Source organism: Stenotrophomonas sp. AS012628, from assembly GCF_010608305.1.
In the GTDB taxonomy this organism is placed as follows: domain Bacteria; phylum Pseudomonadota; class Gammaproteobacteria; order Xanthomonadales; family Xanthomonadaceae; genus Stenotrophomonas; species Stenotrophomonas geniculata.
On sequence record NZ_VMBJ01000007.1, the window covers coordinates 38,456 to 57,086 of the forward strand.

15 protein-coding genes and 1 pseudogene are annotated in these 18,631 nt (G+C 66.9%); 4 read left to right on the forward strand and 12 right to left on the reverse strand.

The window, feature by feature from the left end:
* Positions 1–24: 24 nt before the first annotated feature.
* Positions 25–1,542, forward strand: coding sequence for an amidohydrolase family protein (locus tag G5A07_RS05340; RefSeq protein WP_191862973.1), 1,518 nt, complete (start codon positions 25–27; stop codon positions 1,540–1,542).
* 6 nt (positions 1,543–1,548) lie between these two features.
* Here G5A07_RS05340 and G5A07_RS05345 read toward each other — a convergent pair whose 3' ends face one another.
* Genes G5A07_RS05345 through G5A07_RS05355 form a run of 3 tightly spaced genes read right to left on the reverse strand, consistent with a single transcriptional unit; the run spans position 1,549 to position 4,277 of the window.
* A complete protein-coding gene (locus G5A07_RS05345; protein WP_191862974.1) occupies positions 1,549–2,280 on the reverse strand; it encodes a LytTR family DNA-binding domain-containing protein in 732 nt (243 codons plus the stop codon).
* Entirely contained in the window at positions 2,277–3,326 is a 1,050-nt protein-coding gene (locus tag G5A07_RS05350; protein WP_191862975.1) for a histidine kinase, read from the reverse strand. Before G5A07_RS05350 ends, G5A07_RS05345 begins: the two co-directional genes overlap by 4 nt.
* A gap of 24 nt (positions 3,327–3,350) precedes the next feature.
* Positions 3,351–4,277, reverse strand: a complete 927-nt coding sequence (locus G5A07_RS05355; RefSeq protein WP_049482059.1) for an alpha/beta hydrolase — start codon at positions 4,275–4,277, stop codon at positions 3,351–3,353.
* A gap of 202 nt (positions 4,278–4,479) precedes the next feature.
* On the opposite strand from G5A07_RS05355, the gene metF reads away from it, so the two are divergent.
* Positions 4,480–5,307 carry a methylenetetrahydrofolate reductase [NAD(P)H] gene (metF, locus tag G5A07_RS05360; protein WP_191862976.1) on the forward strand — a complete coding sequence of 276 codons (828 nt, stop codon included), beginning with the start codon at positions 4,480–4,482 and terminating at the stop codon, positions 5,305–5,307.
* Between the two features lie 40 nt (positions 5,308–5,347).
* The gene (locus tag G5A07_RS05365; RefSeq protein ID WP_019338075.1) at positions 5,348–5,932 is read left to right on the forward strand and encodes a DUF4124 domain-containing protein; all 585 of its coding nucleotides are present in this window, start codon (positions 5,348–5,350) and stop codon (positions 5,930–5,932) included.
* 44 nt (positions 5,933–5,976) lie between these two features.
* On the opposite strand, the gene G5A07_RS05370 is transcribed toward G5A07_RS05365, so the two are convergent.
* From G5A07_RS05370 to G5A07_RS05380, 3 genes are all read right to left on the reverse strand, one after another.
* The gene (locus tag G5A07_RS05370) at positions 5,977–6,933 is read right to left on the reverse strand and encodes a Nudix family hydrolase (protein ID WP_010481915.1); all 957 of its coding nucleotides are present in this window, start codon (positions 6,931–6,933) and stop codon (positions 5,977–5,979) included.
* A gap of 113 nt (positions 6,934–7,046) precedes the next feature.
* On the reverse strand, positions 7,047–9,779 hold the full coding sequence (secA, locus tag G5A07_RS05375; RefSeq protein ID WP_049411268.1) for a preprotein translocase subunit SecA: 2,733 nt from the start codon (positions 9,777–9,779) through the stop codon (positions 7,047–7,049).
* Between the two features lie 267 nt (positions 9,780–10,046).
* Positions 10,047–11,003 carry a M23 family metallopeptidase gene (locus G5A07_RS05380; RefSeq protein ID WP_010481918.1) on the reverse strand — a complete coding sequence of 319 codons (957 nt, stop codon included), beginning with the start codon at positions 11,001–11,003 and terminating at the stop codon, positions 10,047–10,049.
* Positions 11,004–11,015: 12 nt separating this feature from the next.
* Here G5A07_RS05380 and G5A07_RS05385 point away from each other — a divergent pair, with 12 nt between their 5' ends.
* The gene (locus tag G5A07_RS05385; RefSeq protein ID WP_029379786.1) at positions 11,016–11,465 is read left to right on the forward strand and encodes a DUF721 domain-containing protein; all 450 of its coding nucleotides are present in this window, start codon (positions 11,016–11,018) and stop codon (positions 11,463–11,465) included.
* Positions 11,466–11,747: 282 nt separating this feature from the next.
* Here G5A07_RS05385 and lpxC read toward each other — a convergent pair whose 3' ends face one another.
* From lpxC to murC, 6 genes and pseudogenes are all read right to left on the reverse strand, one after another.
* A complete protein-coding gene (lpxC, locus tag G5A07_RS05390) occupies positions 11,748–12,659 on the reverse strand; it encodes a UDP-3-O-acyl-N-acetylglucosamine deacetylase (RefSeq protein ID WP_005408085.1) in 912 nt (303 codons plus the stop codon).
* Positions 12,660–12,850: 191 nt separating this feature from the next.
* On the reverse strand, positions 12,851–14,086 hold the full coding sequence (ftsZ, locus tag G5A07_RS05395; protein WP_043397963.1) for a cell division protein FtsZ: 1,236 nt from the start codon (positions 14,084–14,086) through the stop codon (positions 12,851–12,853).
* Positions 14,087–14,256: 170 nt separating this feature from the next.
* The gene (gene ftsA, locus G5A07_RS05400; protein ID WP_005408083.1) at positions 14,257–15,492 is read right to left on the reverse strand and encodes a cell division protein FtsA; all 1,236 of its coding nucleotides are present in this window, start codon (positions 15,490–15,492) and stop codon (positions 14,257–14,259) included.
* A 71-nt stretch (positions 15,493–15,563) separates the two neighbouring features.
* A pseudogene (locus tag G5A07_RS05405) lies at positions 15,564–16,238 on the reverse strand (cell division protein FtsQ/DivIB); the annotation flags it as partial.
* The gene (locus G5A07_RS05410) at positions 16,235–17,197 is read right to left on the reverse strand and encodes a D-alanine--D-alanine ligase (RefSeq protein ID WP_010481924.1); all 963 of its coding nucleotides are present in this window, start codon (positions 17,195–17,197) and stop codon (positions 16,235–16,237) included. The gene G5A07_RS05410 and the pseudogene G5A07_RS05405, both read right to left, overlap by 4 nt.
* Positions 17,194–18,630: a UDP-N-acetylmuramate--L-alanine ligase gene (gene murC, locus G5A07_RS05415; protein ID WP_191862977.1), complete on the reverse strand. Its 1,437-nt coding sequence runs from the start codon at positions 18,628–18,630 to the stop codon at positions 17,194–17,196. The genes G5A07_RS05410 and murC overlap by 4 nt, the downstream gene beginning before the upstream one ends.
* Between the last annotated feature and the right edge of the window lies 1 nt (position 18,631).

The following is an 18,631-nucleotide window of genomic DNA, read 5'->3' on the forward strand; positions in this document are numbered from 1 at the left end:
CCCTATTACAAGGATTGCCGGCTCATGGATGCAGCACGCGCGTTGCCCCGTTCCGCCCGCCGTCGGCGATGGCCGATCGTCCTGGCCACCCTCCTGCTGGCGCCGCCATTGCTGTTCGCCGCCGCTCTGCTCTGGCCACTGTCGGCACCGCCGTTGCCCGAGCCGGGCAACAGCCGCGTGATCGTCAATGCGCGGGTGGTGGACGTGGCGCGCGGCCAGGTCAGCGAACCCACCACGGTAACGGTGCGCAACGGCACCATCACCGCCATTGGTGAAGATCCGCAGGACACGCGGCTTCCTGTGCTGGATGCCGATGGCCGGTGGCTGCTGCCCGGTTTCTGGGACATGCACACCCATGCACTGCAGCTGTCACCGCAGCTGCAGTTCCCGTTGATGCTGGCCAACGGCATCACCGGCACCCGCGACATGATGGACTGCCCACAGGCTACCGACCCGCTGATCGCCTGCGTGGCTGACAAGCGCCGCTGGACTGCACAGGCCATCACAGGGCAACAGGTCACACCCCGCTTCGTGCAGATCGCCAGCTTCTATTTCGAGGATCCATCACTCTCGCCAGAGGCAGCCGCATTGCGGGCGCACGCGTACAGCGCCCGTGGCGTCGACGCGTTGAAGGTCTACAACAAGCTGCGTGCGGATACCTACCAGCGGCTGGCCACCGAGGCACGGCAGCTGCACCGTCCACTGGTCGGCCACCTGCCCAGGGCTGTGCCTCTGGAAGACGCGGTGCAGGCAGGCCAGCGAAGCTTCGAACACGCCCATCTGTTCGTGCGCCACTGCTTCGACAACGCGGTGGCATGGCGCGGTGGCGCGCTTGACGGCGAAGACCCGACCGGACTGGCCGAACGCATGGTGGCCAGCTATCAGCCCGCGCTCTGCAGCAAAGCGTTCGGTTTGATGCAGGCCAGTGCTGCAGCATTCGTGCCAACGCATGTCACCCGCGAAGAAGATGCACGTGCACGCGACCCCGCCTTCGTCAACGATCCGCGCTTGGCCTATCTGGACCCGCTCTCACGCTGGGCGTGGCGTGATGACCTGCAGGCCACCGTGGCGCGCTATCCCGGCCGACGCGGCGAAGACGCACTGAAGACCTACTTCGAGCATGGGTTGGCACTGACCGGTGCGGCGCATCGTGCCGGCGTCACCGTGCTGGTCGGCACCGATACCGGATTGGGCGGCTTCCGCTACCACGATGAACTGCAGTGGCTGCGGCACGCCGGCCTGAGCCAGGCCGACGTGCTGCGTGCAGCCACGCTGCAGGCCGCGCGTCATCTGCAGTTGCAGGCATCGCATGGCAGCGTCGAAGTCGGCAAAGCCGCAGACCTGGTGCTGCTTGATGGCAACCCGCTGCACGACACCGCCAATACCCGTCGCGTGCATGCGGTACTGCTGGCCGGCCACCTCTATGACCGCCCGCGGCTGGATGCGCTGCTGGCCTATGCGCGCGGGCAGGCACGCTCACCCGCCGTAATGGCACGCCTGCTGTGGGGCTTCATCACCAGCCCGGTCAGTGCCGATCTGTAGCCGCCCCTACAACGCCATCCGTTCACGCAGTTCACGCGCCTGCCGGCGCGACACCTCCACCTCGCTGCCGTCATCCAGCGTCAGGTCGTAACCATCGCCGATGCTGGGCGTCACGCCGCGGATGCGGCGCAGGTTGACCAGGGTATTGCGGTTGGCACGGAAGAACAGATCCGGCGGCAGGCGTGTTTCCAGTGCGCTCAGGCTGCGGGTCAGCAAGGCGTTCTGGTCGCGGAACCACAACCGGGTGTAGTTGCCATCCACCACCAGCCGGCGGATCTCGGAGACCGCCACGAACCAGCAGCGTTCGCCCTCGCGCACGAACACCTGGTCCTGCGCGCCCAGCGTGCCACGCATCTCTGGCGCTTCGGCTGAAGCCACTTCGCGCTGGCGTGCCCGCTCCAGCGCCTCCAGCAACCGGGGCGCTTCCACCGGCTTCATCAGATAGTCCAGCGCGTTGGCCTGGAATGCGCGCACCGCGTAGGTGTCGTAGGCAGTAACGAAGACCACCGCCGGCACCGTCTCCAGGCCGTCCAGCACATCGAACCCACTGCCGGAAGGCATCTGCACGTCTAGCAGCACCAGGTCCGGCGCCAGCGTGGCGATCGCCTCGCGCGCGGCAGGCACATCGTCGGCCTCACCCACGCACTGCACCCAGGGCAGCGCCGACAACAGCGTGCGCAGCTCCTGCCGCGCCAGCCGCGCATCATCAACGATCAACACACGCAGCGTGGCACTCATTGTGGAATCTCCAGCAGGGCCTGCATGCGGTCGCCGACCGGTTGCAGGGTGAAACGGCCGCGCGAACCGAGCTGCGCACGCAGGTAGGCCAGGCCGACGCCATGCCCGTCGGCAGACTCGCTGGCGCTGCCCAGCGGGTTGTCCACCTGCAGTCGCAATACATCGCCGTCCAGCGTGGCCTGGATCTGTACCTCGCCACCACCGGGGCGGCTGGCAATACCGTGCTTGATCGCATTCTCCACCAGCAGCTGCAGCGCCATCGCCGGCAACTGCGCCTGCAGGGCGTCAGCATCGATGCGCCGAGCTACCTGCAGGCGCTGCTCGAAGTGGATGGCCTCGATCGCCAGATAGTCGTCCACCACCGCCAGTTCTTCGGCCAGCGTGACCTGCTCACTGCGGTTGTGCGCCAGCGCCTGGCGCAGTGTGCGCGACAGGCGGGTGACCATGTCACGCGCACGCTCGGGATCTTCCAGGATCAGCGCGCGCAGGTTGTTCAGCGCATTGAACATGAAGTGCGGGTTGAGCCGTGCGCGCAGTGCATCGCGCTCCAGTGCGCTGCGTTCGGCTTCGGCTCGCAGCCGGGCCAGTTCACTGTGGCGCGCCCGGCGCAGACCGTGCAGGCCGGCCCACAGGCCGGTCCACATCAGCAGGAACAGCGCGGTGTTCATCCAGTACACCAGCAGCGAAGACCATCGGTAATCCGCGTGGCCACCGGGCAGCTGCACCCAGCCCAGTGCCAGCGCCGGCAGCAGCAGCGCCGCCGTCATCGCCTGTGCGACGCTGGCACCGGCCACCACACCGGCGGCCAGTTTCAACACCAGGCTGCCCAGGCTCCCCTCCCACCAGCGCTGGCGCAGCGCCACCGCGCGCAGCATGCCACTGCACAGCCACAGGCAGGCGGCCACGCTGACGGTGATCAACACGATGCCACTGAACACCACGCCGCCGCCGATCCGCATCCCCGCCCATAGCCCGTACATCGCATAACCCGCCCATGCCAGTGCATTGAGCGTCCAGAAGCGGCGGGATGAGGTAGTGGCGTCCATGCGGGCTCTCGGCGAGGACAAGGGTCAGGGGTGCGCGGCGAGGAAACGCTGCACCTGCTCCTGCAGCCAGCGCGGATCATCCCACATCAGGAAGTGGAACCCCTGCGCGCTCATCGCGATCTGCACGCCCTGAAGCTTCGCGTACTGGGCCTGGAACACCGCGCGCGTGCTGGCCTCGGTGCCGCCCATCGGCTGGTAACCGGCCCAGCTGCCCAGCACCAGCGTCGGTGCGCTGATCGAGGCGATGCTGTCGCGCAGGTCGGTGGTCATCACCGCATGCATGGCATCGGCGGTGGTCTGGCGGTCACTGCCTTCGCCCCAGCGGCCCAGCTCGGCCTGGCGCTGCGGATCACGGGTCATGCCCGGAAGGCCCGCCTTCAACTGCGCCTGCCATTGCGCGGCGTCGGCAGCGAGCATGCCCTTGCGCAGCTGGTCGGCCATCGGCCGCACGCTGTCTGCGGTGGCCTTCGGGTCACGCGCGGCTGGCAGGAACGGCAGTGCATCGACCACCACCAGGGCGCTGACCGCCGCCTGCTCGGCCTGCGCCATCTGCAGGCCCAGCAGGCCACCCAGGCTGTGTCCGATCACCACCACCGGGCCCAGGTGCCGGTCATGCAGGTAGGCCAGCAGCTGCCCGCGCATGGCCGGCAGGAAGTCGGCCGGGCGCGGATCAGCGGCTGCGGCGCCGGCAAAGCCGGGCAGCTGCACCAGATGGCACTGCACGTCCTTCAGCGCCAGGCAGGTCTCGCGCCAGACCTCGGCGCTGCTGTTGAGACCGGGGATCATCAGCAGCGGACGGCCCTTGCCGACCACCTCGACCTGCACCTTGCCGGTGCCTGTGGCGGCCGCCGCATGGGCCGGACCGGAGCCAAGCACGGCCATCGCCATGCCGATCATCGCCAGCCGGGCCAAGGCCTTCATTGCGTACCACAGTGCCAGGAAGATCTTCATCGTCTGCTCCTTCGTCGGGTGGGTGGTGCCGGATGGGAACAGCGTGCCGCCGGGCCAGTGCCCCCGGTTACGATTTCGGAGCAACGGCCGGACACCTGGGCGAACGGTCACGTGCCACGGATGGCCTGCCCTCACGCAGCCGTCAAACATCTATCTTGATGAAGCGATATACTGACCCGCACCCGCCGCCACCGCCCGTGTCATGACTGCCATCAGCTTCGAGTTCTATCCGCCCAAGACCGACGAACAGCGCAGCCAGCTGGACCGCGCCGCGGCCAAGCTGAAGGACTACGGTCCCGAGTACGTGTCGTGTACCTTCGGCGCCGGTGGCTCGACCCTGAGCTATACCTCCGAAACCGTGCGCCATCTCAACCAGCACCACGGTTTCGATGCCGCGCCGCACCTGTCGTGCGTGGGCGGCACCCGCCAGGAAATCCGCGAGCTGCTCAAGCTGTACCGCGCCATCGGCTGCCGCCGCCTGGTCGCGCTGCGCGGCGACCTGCCGTCGGGCATGGGCTTTCCCGGCGACATGCGCTATGCCGCCGAACTGATCGACTTCATCCGCGCCGAGCACGGCAATGCGTTCCATATCGAAGTAGGCGCGTACCCAGAAACGCATCCGCAGGCCTCCGACGCACTGGCCGACCTGAAGCACTTCAAGGCCAAGATCGATGCCGGTGCCGATGCGGCGATCACCCAGTACTTCTTCAACCCGGACGCGTACTTCCATTTCGTCGACGAAGTACGGCGGCTGGGCGTGCAGATACCGATCACCCCCGGCATCATGCCGATTGCCAACTTCAGCCAGCTGCGTCGCTTCTCCGAACAATGTGGTGCGGAGATTCCGCGTTGGATCAGCCGCAAGATGCAGGCCTATGGCGATGACGCGGAGTCAGTGCGTGCATTCGGCACTGAAGTGGTGGCCCGGCTGTGCCAGCGCCTGATCGAGGGCGGCGCACCCGGCCTGCACTTCTACACCCTGAACCTGGCCAAGCCGACCACCTCGGTGCTGAAGCTGCTGCAGGGCTGAGAGCACGACGCGCAAGCGTGATCGGCGCTACCCTGCAGGAATGATCCGGCTTTCCTTCCTGCTGTTGCTGCTGCCGCTGTGCGTGCTGTCGAGCGTCGCCCAGGCGCAGTCCACGCGCCTGAACCGCTGTACCGATGCCCAGGGCCAGAGCGTGTATACCGACCGTCCCTGCGACAGCCTGGGTGCGCAGTCGCGGCTGCCGCCGCCTGCGCCCGCCGGCAACACCCTGCAGCGCGACACCCTGGGGGCACGCTGCCCGCGGCGACTGAGCGAACTGGTGGATGCGCTGCGTACTGGCATCCTCAGCAACGATGTGAACCGGCTGTCCTCGCTGTACCTGTGGGGCGCGGTCTCTGATGCGGGTGCGCAGCGCATCCTCGGCCAACTGGAATCGTTGGCGCGGCGGCCATTGGTGGACGTGGTGCCGGTGTATCCCTCGCAGGCGCTGCCGCAATCGCAGGATGAGGGCCAGAGCCCGGCTGCGCAGGGATCCGACTCTGTGGCCTCTGTGGCGCGGCATCCGATCGGCCTGCGCCTGGAACAGACCTTGCCCGGCAGCGTGTCGCGCGCTTCGACGGTGCTGGGGTTGCGACGGCAGTACGGGTGTTTCTGGATTACGTTGTGATCGGGAGGGTCAGAGCCCCGCGTTGCGATGATCCGACCCTGACATCACGCCGGCCACAGCGCGCGAATGGCGGCGATGCCCTGCCCACCATGGCGACGCGCCTCACTGATGTGGCCACTGCCCATGCCACCCAGCGCGTAGATCGGCAGTGACACCTGCGCACGCAGCTCGGCGAAGGCATCCCAGCCCAGCGGCACGGCATCGGGATGGCTGGCCGTGGCCTGCACCGGACCCAGCACGGCGAAGTCGCAGCCCAACTGCTGTGCGGCCTGCAGCTGCTGCAGGTCATGGCAGGACGCGGCCACCAGCTGGCCTTCGGGCAGCGGACGCTGCGACAGCTCCAGCAGCTGTTCGCTGCCCAGATGCACGCCCACGCCCAGTGCGCGTGCCAGCTCGATATCGCGGTTGAGCAGCCACTGCACGCCGCTGCGACGATGCGCGCGCAGGGCCTGCTCGACCATCGCCTGGCGCTGCGGATGCGCCGTCGGCAAGCGCAGCTGGATGCGCTGCTGGCCCGCGGCCACCGCGCGCTGCAGCTGTTCGTGCCAATGCTGCATGCCGCCCTCATCATCGGCCGGCGCCGGGGTGATCAGGTAGCTGTCGGGCTGGCGCAGGGCGGCCACCACCGGCAGGTCGGCCGGCGGCATTGAATAGCGGCCCAGCTTGTCCGGCGCCACCCAGGTGATCGCCTGCCCTTCACGGCCGCGGGGGGTTCCCTTCCAGCTGCGCACGTGGCGCACTTCCAGGGTCAGGTGCTTGTCCGGATAGCGCTGCGGCACGTCCATCAGCCACTCGCCGACATCGGCCTCGATGCCCAGTTCCTCGCGCAGCTCGCGCACCAGGGCCTGCTCGGAGGTCTCGCCGGATTCGCGCTTGCCGCCGGGGAATTCCCACAGGCCAGCCATGTCGCGGTTCTCGGTACGGCGGTTGAGCAGCACGCGGCCACGGGCGTCGGTGATGACGGCGGCCACAACGTGGATCGATCGGGTGGGGGAAGGCATGGAGGAAGCATGCCCAGAACAGGGCGGCCCGTGCAATCTCGGATCCGGCCGGATCAGCCCTGCGAAACAGCCGCCATAAAAGAAGAACCCCGCTTTCGCGGGGCTCTTCGGGGTCAGCTCAGCTGGCCGTGGCAGTGCTTGTACTTCTTGCCACTGCCGCACGGGCAAGGATCGTTGCGGCCGATCTTCGGCTCGTCGCGCTGCACCTGTGCGTTGCCCTGCTGGGCAGCCTGCACCTGCGCGGCTTCCTCGTCGGCGCTGTAGCCGCCCACGTCCTGGTGCTGGAACTGCGACTGGCTCAGGCGGGCTTCGGCCTGCTGGCGTTCGGCCGCTTCCAGCGCCTGCACTTCCTCGTCGCTGCGGATGCGCACGCGCGACAGCAGGGTCACCACTTCGCGCTTGACGTTCTCCAGCATGTCCGAGAACAGTTCGAAGGCTTCCTTCTTGTACTCCTGCTTCGGCTGCTTCTGCGCGTAACCACGCAGGTAGATGCCCTGGCGCAGGTAATCCATGCGGGCCAGGTGCTCCTTCCAGCTCTGGTCCAGCACGGTCAGCATCACGTGCTTCTCCAGCGCGCGCATGGTCTCTTCGCCCACGCCAGCTTCCTTCTCGGCGAAGTGCTGGTTGACGCGCTCCTGCACCTTGGCGGCGATGGCTTCGGCGTCCAGCTCTTCGTGCGACTTGACCAGGTCGGTCAGCGACATCTGCAGGCCGAAGTCCGACTCCAGGGTCGCTTCCAGGCCACGCAGGTCCCACTGCTCGTCGATCGAGTTCGGCGGCACGAAGCGGGCCACCACGTCGAAGATCACGTCGTCGCGGATGCCGTCGACGTTGTCCTTCACCGACTCGGCGTCCAGCAGCTCGTCGCGCTGGGCGTAGATCACCTTGCGCTGGTCGTTGTTGACGTCGTCGAAGTCCAGCAGGTTCTTGCGGATGTCGAAGTTGTGGGCCTCGACCTTGCGCTGCGCCTTCTCGATCTGGCGGCTGACCAGGCGGTCCTCGATGACGTCATCTTCCTTCATGCCCATCATGCGCATGGCCTTCTGCACCCAGTCGGAGGCGAAGATGCGCATCAGGTTGTCTTCCAGCGACAGGTAGAAGCGGGACGAACCCGGGTCACCCTGGCGGCCCGAACGGCCACGCAGCTGGTTGTCGATACGGCGCGATTCATGGCGTTCGGTACCGACGATGTGCAGGCCGCCGGCAGCCTTGACGGCCTCGTGGCGCTTCTGCCATTCGGCCTTGACCGCGGCCTTCTGCTCGTCGGTGGCACCTTCGCCCAGCTCGTGGATTTCCGCTTCCAGCGAACCGCCCAGCACGATGTCGGTACCACGGCCGGCCATGTTGGTGGCAATGGTCACGGCCGCCGGACGGCCGGCATTGGCGACGATGGTCGCTTCGCGGTCATGCTGCTTGGCGTTTAGCACTTCGTGCTTCACGCCCGCCTTGCGCAGGTGCTCGGACAGCATTTCCGAGGTTTCGATCGAGGTGGTACCCACCAGCACCGGCTGGCCGCGCTTGGCGCACTCTTCGATGTCGGCCAGCACCGCATTGAACTTGCCCTTGCGGTTGAGGAACACCTGGTCCGGGCTGTCCTTGCGGATGGTCGGGCGGTTGGTCGGAATCACCACCACTTCCAGGCCGTAAATGCTCTGGAACTCGAAGGCTTCGGTATCGGCCGTACCGGTCATGCCGGACAGCTTCTTGTACATGCGGAACAGGTTCTGGAAGGTGATGCTCGCCAGCGTCTGGTTCTCGCGCTGGACCGGCACGCCTTCCTTCGCTTCCACCGCCTGGTGCAGGCCATCGGACCAGCGACGGCCGGACAGGGTGCGGCCGGTGAACTCATCGACGATGACCACTTCGCCATCGCGCACGATGTAGTCCACGTCACGCTGGTAGATCGCGTGCGCGCGCAGTGCGGCGTTGAGGTGGTGGACCACGGTCAGGTTCTGCGGCGCGTACAGGCCTTCGGTCTCGCCGTCGAGGATGCCGGCCTCGACCAGCAGCTGCTCGGCGTGCTCCATGCCCGCTTCTGACAGGTGCACCTGCTTGCCCTTCTCGTCGACCCAGAAGTCGCCTTCGCCGTCTTCCACTTCCTGCTTGACCAGGTTCGGCACGACGCGGTTGACGCGGATGTACAGCTCCGGGGAATCATCGGCCGGGCCGGAGATGATCAGCGGGGTACGCGCTTCGTCGATCAGGATGGAGTCGACTTCGTCGACGATGGCGTAGTGCAGGCCGCGCTGGTAGCGGTCGGCCTTGGACAGCGCCATGTTGTCGCGCAGGTAGTCGAAACCGAATTCGTTGTTGGTGCCGTAGGTGATGTCCGAGGCGTAGGCTTCGCGCTTGTCGCTGTGCGGCATGCCCGGGTAGACCACGCCCACGCTCAGGCCCAGCCAGTTGTACAGCTTGCCCATCTGCGCGGCGTCACGGCGCGCCAGGTAGTCGTTCACGGTGACCACGTGCACGCCCTTGCCTTCCAGCGCGTTGAGGTACACCGGCAGGGTCGCCACCAGGGTCTTGCCTTCACCGGTGCGCATTTCTGCGATCTTGCCCAGGTGAAGCACCATGCCGCCGATCAGCTGCACGTCGTAGTGGCGCATGCCCAGCACGCGGCGACCGGCCTCGCGGCAGACCGCGAACGCTTCCGGCAGCACCTTGTCCAGGGCTTCACCATTGGCAATGCGCTGCTTGAACTCCGGCGTCTTGGCCTGAAGCTGCTCGTCGGAAAGCTTCTCGATCTCCGGTTCCAGCGCATTGATCTTGGCGACGATGCGGTTGAGCTGGCGCAGCTGTCGTTCGTTACGACTGCCAAATACGCGGGTAAGCAGGCTGTTGATCATTGAAGGAACCGGGTTGGATGGACACGACGCCCGGCCTCCCCCTTGGGATCCGTCCGCCGCAAACGAAACAGGGCGCCTGGCGCCCTGTCGATGGCAACACCCATTGTAGCTTGGGACGGCCGTGAGGGGTTTCAACCCTTTGCGGTCGTCCAGGCGGCCGGGACCAGGGTCCTGGCGGCCGCGCTTCGCGCTCGCGGGGCATGGCCCCGCGCTACCGCCGGGATCCGACGGCGTGCCGGTAGCGCCGGGCCATGCCCGGCGTTGGGTTCAACCGCGGCTGATGCGGCCAACCGGCGTATTGCCGCCGTCGCCAAGGAACTTGCGCGGGTTGACCACGTTGCCGTTCTCCCACACCTCGAAGTGCACGTGGGCGCCGGTCGAACGACCGGTGGAACCGGCCTTGGCCACTTCCTGCCCGGCACGGACCAGGTCGCCGACCTTCACCACCAGGCGCGAATTGTGCGCGTAGCGGGTGACGTAGCCGTTACCGTGGTCGACGTCGACCACGTTGCCGTAGCCGCCCTTGACGCCGGCGAAGCTGACCACGCCTTCGGCCACGGCCATCACCGGGTCACCGACCTTGGCGTGGAAGTCCATGCCCTTGTGGGTGGCGGCACCGCGGCCGAACGGGTCGGCACGGGTGCCGAAACCGGAGGTCACATAGCTGTTGCGGATCGGCATGCGCGAGGGCACGGCGTTCTGCTGCAGCTGGTGGTCGAACATCAGCGATTCCATCACCGACAACTGGCGGCCTGAAGCAGCGAAGCGCTGCTCCAGCACCTGTAAGTCGGCGTTGACGTCCTTGACCGGGATGTCGCTGGTCGGGCCGCCGGCGTCACCGTCACCGAGGCCGGGGGTCTCGTTGAAGTCGAACTCGCCGTCTTCCAGCTTGCCCATCTGGGTCAGCCGTTCGCCGAGGGCGTTGAGGCGTGTGGCCTGGGCCTGCAGCTCGCCGAGGCGGGCCGCCAGCGCGTTGACCTGGGTCTGCGCATCGCGCTTGACCTTGGCCAGCTCCGCATCCTGGCGCTCGACCTTGGCCTGCAGGCGGGAGTCATTCAGCGCGCTGGCGCCAATGCCACCGGCAAGGCCGATAATGCAGCCTACCCCGAGCACGCTGCCCAGCAGGGCGCGGGGGCGGTCCTCGAAATAGAACCGCAAACGCGCGATGGGCGACGATTTGGCCTGTCCTTCACGCGTTTTGATTACGATCTTTTTGAATGCCATCAGTGAGTTTTCATGTCTGAGCCGAAATCCAGCGTTCGCCCCGCGTCAGTGCCGAAGCCGGCGCTGGATGCGGTGATGGCGGACAAAAGCGGGAACCCGCTGCGGCGTGCCTTGTGGCTCGACGCGCTGGACCGTCAGTTGCGCCCCCAGTTGCCGCCACCTCTGCGCAGCCGTTGCCGGCTGGCCAATGTGGACGGGGAACACCTCGTTTTTCTCGTCGAGTCCCCGGTCTGGCATGCCAAGTTGCGGCTTGCCGAAGCCCAGTTGCTCGACGCGGCCCGTTCCATCGGGCTGAAGGCCACCAAGGTGACCATCAAGACTGCGTCTCCCACTCCCACGCGCTCCCCAGCGCTCGACAACCGGAATGGACCCCACGCAGTTTCAGCCGCCACGCACAAAGGGCTACGCGACGCCTTGGCTTGCCTGCAGGACGTTCCTTCGAAGCCGAAGAAGCGGTCCTGACGACAACGGAGCATCCGGCTCCGCTCCCCGTCGCACGTGTCACCACGGCGTGAAACATTTCGGGGGCCGGGTCGCATCCTAGCTGCCATCCGGGGGCCTGTCGTTAGATTGTTGTTAAAACTACGTTAAATTCAGGCTTCCGATCCAACAGGTTCACAAAACCGTGACCTCGAACCGGCCTTGATGCGCGTCAAGCATGCTGAATGCGACGAAGATACCTGAAACGACAACGCCGCCCTGGAAGGCGGCGTTTTTGTCTTTCAATTCAACAACCTGCAGAAATCAGGCGTAGGCCGGAGTGGCATATTCGACCGGATCCGGCGTGGCCGGCGAGTCGAAGCTGACCCATTCCCAGGCGGTGGCATCGGCCATCAGCGCGCGCACCAGCTTGTTGTTGAGCGCGTGACCCGACTTGAAGCCCTCGTAGGCACCCAGCACCTGGCCACCGGCCAGATAAAGGTCGCCGATCGCGTCGAGGATCTTGTGGCGCACGAATTCGTCGGCGTAGCGCAGGCCGTCTTCGTTGAGCACGCGGAACTCGTCCAGCACGATGGCGTTGTCCATCGAACCGCCCAGGCCCAGGTTGCGCTCGCGCATGTATTCCAGGTCGCGCATGAAGCCGAAGGTGCGCGCGCGGGAGATTTCCTTGGTGTAGGCCAGCGTCGAGAACTCGATTTCCTGGCGCGACTGCTTGGCCGGGATCATCGGGTGGTCGAACTGGATGGTGAAGCCCAGCTTGTAGCCCTCGTACGGGCTGAAGCGGGCCACCTTGTCGCCCTCGGTCACTTCCACGGTCTTCAGCACGCGGATGAAGCGCTTGGGCGCATCCTGTTCCACGATGCCCGCCGACTGCAGCAGGAACACGAAGGGGCCGGCCGAACCGTCCATGATCGGCAGCTCGGCCGAGGACAGTTCGACGATGATGTTGTCCACACCCAGGCCGGCCAGCGCCGACATCAGGTGTTCGACGGTCTGGATCTTGGCGTCGTTGCAGGTCAGGCCGGTGCACAGGGTCACTTCGGTGACCAGCTCGGCCTTGGCCGGCACTTCCACCACCGGGTCCAGGTCCACGCGGCGGAACACGATGCCATGGTTGACCGGTGCCGGGCGCAGGGTCATGTAGACCTTGTCACCGCTGTGCAGGCCAACGCCGGTGGCGCGGATCGTGTTCTTGAGGGTGCGTTGCTGGATCATGGGGGATGGACCGGAAGTGACACATTAGATTAACACGCAAGGTCCCCTACCCCGGCTGAAAGCAGGCAGGACGCACCGGCGCGCCAATGGGACGCACATGAAGCAGGGCGGCCGGGCCCATCCTGGCCCGGCGCCCGCATTTTCAGGACATGGTGGCGCAACCCGGGGAGGACAACCCCGGGCCGCCCCGCTTAGTCCGCCTGGCGGCGCAGGAACGCCGGGATGTCCAGGTAGTCGTTCGGCAGTTCCGCCGCAGCCGGTGCCGAAGCCGCCGGGGCCGACGGGGCCGAAGCCGCTGCGGTATCGCTGCTGGCACGACGCAGGCCCAGGCCCATGCCACCGACGGCCTTGGACACAGCGTCGCCGCCGTTGTCGAAGTCACCGAATTCCGGCTGGCCGGTGGTGGCATTGCGGACCAGCTTGATCGGCGCACGCTCGCCCGGACGCTGGGTCTTGCTGGCCGACACGCGGTTCAGGCCGGTAGCGACCACGGTCACGCGCACTTCGTCCTGCATGTCCGGATCCAGCACGGTACCGACCACCACGGTGGCGTCTTCGGAAGCGAAGCCATCGATGGTGCGGCCGATCTCGTCGAACTCGGCCATGGTGAAGTCCGCACCGGCGGTGATGTTGACCAGGATGCCGTTGGCACCGGCCAGGTTCACATCGTCCAGCAGCGGGTTCTGGATCGCGGCTTCGGCAGCGGCCTGAGCGCGGTCATCACCACGGGCGGTGCCGGTACCCATCATCGCCAGGCCCATTTCGGACATGACGGTGCGCACGTCGGCGAAGTCGACGTTGATCAGGCCCGGACGCACGATCAGGTCGGCGATGCCCTGCACGGCGCCCTGCAGCACGTCGTTGGCGGCACGGAAGGCCTGGATCATGGTCGCGTTGCGGCCCAGCACGGTGATCAGCTTCTCGTTCGGGATGGTGATCAGCGAGTCGCAGTGCTGGCTCAGTTCCTCGATGCCCTTCAGTGCCACCTGCATGCGGCGACGGCCTTCGAACGGGAACGGCTTGGTGACCACGGCCACGGTCAGGATGCCCATTTCCTTGGCCAGCTGCGCCACCACCGGTGCCGCGCCGGTGCCGGTGCCACCGCCCATGCCGGCGGTGATGAAGACCATGTCCGCACCCTGCAGCGCGTCCATGATGCGCTCACGGTCTTCCAGCGCGGCCTGGCGGCCGACTTCCGGATTCGCGCCTGCGCCCAGGCCCTTGGTCACGTTGGTACCCAGCTGCAGCTGCAGCTTGGCACCACAATTCTTGATGGCCTGCGAGTCGGTGTTGGCGGTGATGAATTCCACGCCATCCACCGCCGAGTTGACCATGTGCGCCACGGCATTGCCGCCGCCGCCGCCCACGCCAACCACCTTGATCACCGCATTGGGTGCCATCTTTTCGATCAGTTCAAAATGCGCCATGTCCGTGTCCTCGTTGTATCCGCTTTGGCTGGCATGGGCATTCGGGCGTCCTGCCGTCCTGCTGCATGCCGACGTTGCGGCTGTGTGGGTTGTGTGTTGCCGGTGTTGCCTTGTGATGCGGGTACTGCGGGTGTTGCGCCTGGGCGATGCCCAGGTTTGCGGATTCCGCGTCAGAACTCGCCGCGGAACCAGGTCTTGAGTTTCTTGAACATGCTTCCAGCGCGCCCGGTCGGCAGCGAAGGCCGGCGCGGATGCTCGATCTGGCTGCCCATCAGCAGCAGGCCCACGCCGGTGGCGTGCACCGGGTTGCCCACCACTTCGCCCAGCCCGGTGACGTGCTGCGGGATGCCCACGCGCACCGGCATCTGCAGCATTTCCTCGGCCAGCTCGACCACGCCTTCCATCTTCGACGCACCACCGGTCAGCACCATGCCGGCGCGTACCAGTTCCTCGAAGCCGGAGCGGCGCAGTTCGGCCTGCACCATCTCGAAGATTTCCTCGTAGCGACCCTGCACCGCCTGCGCCAGCGAATGGCGCGGCATGCGACGGGGCGGACGATCACCCACCGATGGCACCTGGATGCTTTCCTCGGCGGTGGCCAGCTGGGCCAGGGCGCAGGCGTAGCGCACCTTGATCTGCTCGGCTTCCGGGGTCGGCGTGCGCAGCATGTGCGCGATGTCGTTGGTGACGTGGTCGCCAGCGATCGGCAGCGAGGCGGTGTGGCAGATCGCGCCCTGCACGAACACCGCGATGTCGGTGGTGCCGGCGCCCATGTCGACCAGCACCACGCCCAGCTCGCGCTCGTCAGCAGTCAGCACCGCCACGCTGGAGGCCAGCGAGGACAGCACCAGGTCATCCACCTGCAGGCCGCAGCGCTGCACGCACTTGCTGATGTTGGCCGCGGCCGACTGCGCGCACACCACCAGGTGCGCGTGCACCTCCAGGCGCACGCCGGTCATGCCGACCGGGTTGCGGATGCCTTCCTGCGAGTCGTCCAGCACGTACTCGCGCGGGATCGCGTGCAGGATCTTCTGGTCGGCCGGAATCGCCACCGCCTTGGCCGCGTCGAGCACGCGATCCAGGTCGCCCCAGGTCACTTCCCCGTCACGGATCGGCACGATGCCCGGCGAATTCTTGCACTGCACGTGGTTGCCGGAGATCGAGGCGTACACCGAGCGGATCTCGCAGCCGGCCATCAGCTCGGCTTCTTCCACCGCGCGCTGGATCGACTGCACGGTCGATTCGATGTCCACCACCACGCCGCGCTTCAAACCGCGCGACTCGTGCGAGCCAATGCCGATCACTTCGATCGGGTTGCCCGGCGAATACTCGCCCACCAGCGCCACCACCTTGGAGGTGCCGATGTCCAGGCCAACGATCAGCGATTTGTCACCCTTGCGATTCATGTCCTTTCCTGCGTCCTGCTGGCTGGGGTCGCCGGCGTTTTCGCCGGCGTGGCCGGGGTACCCCAGCTCAGCGTGAAACCATTGGTGTAACGGAGGTCGGCGCGCTCGATCGGCGCGTCCTGACGGTTCAGCTGCGGCAGCACCTTGACGAAGCGCTGCATGCGCGAGCGCGCGTCGTCGCGGCCCACCACCACTTCGGTGCCGTTGCTCAGCACCAGCGACCAACTGCCGCGTGCATCCATCGTCACCCGGCGCACGTCGACGCCGGCCGGTGCGAACAATGCACGCGAGTCGCTGTACAGCTTCATCACTTCTTCTGTCTGGCTGTCGGGGCCATCCAGTTCGGGCAGCGCCAGGTCGGCCAGCTTCTTCGGCGTGGGGAACAACTTGCCCTGCTCGGAAACCAGGCGGTCGCTGCCCCAGCGCGCGAACGGCTTGTGCTCGACCAGGGTCACTTCCAGCACGTCCGGCCACTGCTTGCGCACCTGCGCGCTTTCCACCCACGGCAGCTGTTCCAGCGCGTCCTGCGCGTCCTGCAGCTTGACCGCGAAGAAGCCGGCGCGCGCGTACGGCAGCAGCACCTGCTGCAGCTGTTCGGCCGGCACCCGCTTGAACTCACCATGCACGCGCAGCTTCGCCAGCGGCCAGCGCTCGGCGCCGACCCAGCCATTGACCACGGCCACCACCGGCAGTGCAACCACCGACAGCGCCAACAGCCAGACGAAGATGCGCAGCACCGCGTTCATGCGTGCGAGGCCTCCAGGGTCTGTTCCAGCACGCGCCACACCAGCTCTTCGAAGCTGATGCCGGCCTGGCCTGCGGCCTTGGGCACCAGCGAATGGCTGGTCATGCCCGGCGCGGTGTTCACTTCCAGCAGGAAGAAGCGGCCGCTGCTGCGATCACGCATGACATCCACGCGGCCCCAGCCACGGCAACCGGCGGCACGGAATGCGGCCAGCGCGATGCGCCGGATTTCTTCTTCGTCGTCACCGTCCAGGCCCGGGCACAGATACTGGGTGTCTTCGGCGATGTACTTGGCGTTGTAGTCGTACCACTGGCCCTTGGGCACGATGCGGATCGACGGCAGCGCGACATCCCCCAGGATGGCCACGGTCAGTTCGTCGCCCACCACCATCTGCTCCATCAGCAGCTGGCCGTCGTAGCGCGCGGCCAGCGCCACGGCCTCATCCAGGCCCGCATCATCGGTCACCCGGCTGATGCCCACGCTGGAACCTTCGTTGGCCGGCTTCACCACCACCGGCAGGCCCAGTTCGGCCGCCAGCGCATGTACGTTCGACGCGTCGACCTTCCTGTACTGCGGGGTCGGCAGGCCCAGCGACAGCCACACCTGCTTGGTGCGGATCTTGTCCATGCTCAGCGCCGAACCCAACACGTCCGAGCCGGTGTACGGCACGCCGAAGGCGTCCATCAAGCCCTGCACGATGCCGTCCTCACCACCACCGTTGTGGCCATGCAGGATGTTGAACACGCGATCGATGCCACCGGCGGCCAGCGCCTTGGCCAGCGCAGGGATGCCGTCCACGGCAAACGCATCGACGCCGCGTGACTGCAGGGCTTCGAGCACGTTGCGGCCGGAATCCAGCGATACCTCGCGTTCGCTGGAGGTGCCACCGAGCAGCACGGCGACGCGGCCGAAGCGAGCCGGGTCGGTCACGTGCAGCGGCGGGAAGGTCAGCGTGCTCACGCCTCGCCCTCCCCCTTGAAGCCTTCCACCGCGATGTGGGTGGCCACGGCGCCGATGTCGCCCGCCCCCATCATCAGCAGCAGGTCACCGTCCTGCAGCACGTCCGGCAGCACGCTGGCCAGTTCGGCGGCCTTGCCCACCACCACCGGCTCGCTGCGGCCGCGCGCACGGATGGCACGGGCCAGCGCGTGCGAATCGGCACCGGCAATCGGCTCTTCACCGGCCGGGTAGACCTCGCTCAGCACCAGCGCGTCGACGCTGGACAGCACCGCGGCGAACTTGTCGAACTGGTCGCGGGTACGGCTGTAGCGGTGCGGCTGGAAGGCCACCACCAGGCGCTTGTCGGCCCAGCCACCGCGGGCGGCGGCGAACACGGCTTCCAGCTCGCTCGGGTGATGACCGTAGTCGTCGATGATGCGGACCTTGGCACCGCTGGCGGTGATCACCTCGCCCAGGTCGTTGAAGCGACGGCCGACACCGGCAAAGGCTTCCAGCGCGCGTGCGATGGCATCCGGGGCCACGCCCAGCTGCCAGCCCACTGCAGCGGCGGCCAGCGCGTTCAGTACGTTGTGCTTGCCGGGCAGCGCCAGCACCACTTCCTGGCTGGTGCCCTGCGGCAGGCGCAGGGTGAAGCGCATGCGCGAGCCTTCCTGCACCACGTTCTCGGCGCGCACGTCGGCCTGCGGGCTCATGCCGTAGCTCATCACGTGGCGCGGGGTCTTGGCGGCCAGTGCAGCCACTTCCGGGTCGTCGATGCACAGCACCGCCAGGCCGTAGAACGGCAGGCGCTGCAGGAACTCGGCGAACGCCGCCTGCACGCGGGCGAAGTCGTTGCCGTAGTTCTCCAGATGATCGGCATCGATGTTGGTGATGATCGACATCAGCGGGTTCAGGCGCAGGAAGCTGCCATCGCTTTCGTCGGCCTCGGCCACCAGCCACTGGCCACCGCCCAGCTTGGCGTTGGCGCCGGCAGCCAGCAGCTGGCCACCGATCACGAAGGTCGGGTCCAGGCCACCTTCGCTCAGCACCGCAGCGGTGAGGCTGGTGGTGGTGGTCTTGCCATGGGTACCGGCCACGGCAATGCCGCGGCGGAAGCGCATCAGTTCGGCCAGCATCGCTGCGCGCGGCATGATCGGAATACGCTGGCTGCGCGCTTCCATCAGTTCCGGGTTGTCCTCGCGGATGGCACTGGAGACCACCACGCAGTCGGTGCCCAGCACGTTGGCCGCGGAGTGGCCGCGCATGATGCGCGCACCCAGGCTGGCCAGGCGGCGGGTCGCCACGTTGTCGGCATTGTCCGAGCCGGACACCTCATAGCCCAGCGTCAGCATCACTTCGGCGATACCGCTCATGCCGGTGCCGCCGATGCCGACGAAATGCACGCGCGGGAATGCGCGCACCAGGTCGTTGGTGTCGTGCAGGCGACGGATCATG

Bases quoted from the DNA above. Each gene is read 5' to 3' on its own strand.
- lpxC (WP_005408085.1), bottom strand. From the start codon at position 12,659: ATGATCCAGCAACGCACCCTCAAGAACACGATCCGCGCCACCGGCGTT.
- ftsA (WP_005408083.1), bottom strand. From the start codon at position 15,492: ATGAATCGCAAGGGTGACAAATCGCTGATCGTTGGCCTGGACATCGGC.
- G5A07_RS05380 (WP_010481918.1), bottom strand. From the start codon at position 11,003: ATGGCATTCAAAAAGATCGTAATCAAAACGCGTGAAGGACAGGCCAAA.
- G5A07_RS05355 (WP_049482059.1), bottom strand. From the start codon at position 4,277: ATGAAGATCTTCCTGGCACTGTGGTACGCAATGAAGGCCTTGGCCCGG.
- murC (WP_191862977.1), bottom strand. From the start codon at position 18,630: ATGATCCGTCGCCTGCACGACACCAACGACCTGGTGCGCGCATTCCCG.
- G5A07_RS05385 (WP_029379786.1), top strand. From the start codon at position 11,016: ATGTCTGAGCCGAAATCCAGCGTTCGCCCCGCGTCAGTGCCGAAGCCG.
- secA (WP_049411268.1), bottom strand. From the start codon at position 9,779: ATGATCAACAGCCTGCTTACCCGCGTATTTGGCAGTCGTAACGAACGA.
- G5A07_RS05370 (WP_010481915.1), bottom strand. From the start codon at position 6,933: ATGCCTTCCCCCACCCGATCGATCCACGTTGTGGCCGCCGTCATCACC.
- G5A07_RS05350 (WP_191862975.1), bottom strand. From the start codon at position 3,326: ATGGACGCCACTACCTCATCCCGCCGCTTCTGGACGCTCAATGCACTG.
- ftsZ (WP_043397963.1), bottom strand. From the start codon at position 14,086: ATGGCGCATTTTGAACTGATCGAAAAGATGGCACCCAATGCGGTGATC.
- G5A07_RS05345 (WP_191862974.1), bottom strand. From the start codon at position 2,280: ATGAGTGCCACGCTGCGTGTGTTGATCGTTGATGATGCGCGGCTGGCG.
- G5A07_RS05365 (WP_019338075.1), top strand. From the start codon at position 5,348: ATGATCCGGCTTTCCTTCCTGCTGTTGCTGCTGCCGCTGTGCGTGCTG.
- metF (WP_191862976.1), top strand. From the start codon at position 4,480: ATGACTGCCATCAGCTTCGAGTTCTATCCGCCCAAGACCGACGAACAG.
- G5A07_RS05340 (WP_191862973.1), top strand. From the start codon at position 25: ATGGATGCAGCACGCGCGTTGCCCCGTTCCGCCCGCCGTCGGCGATGG.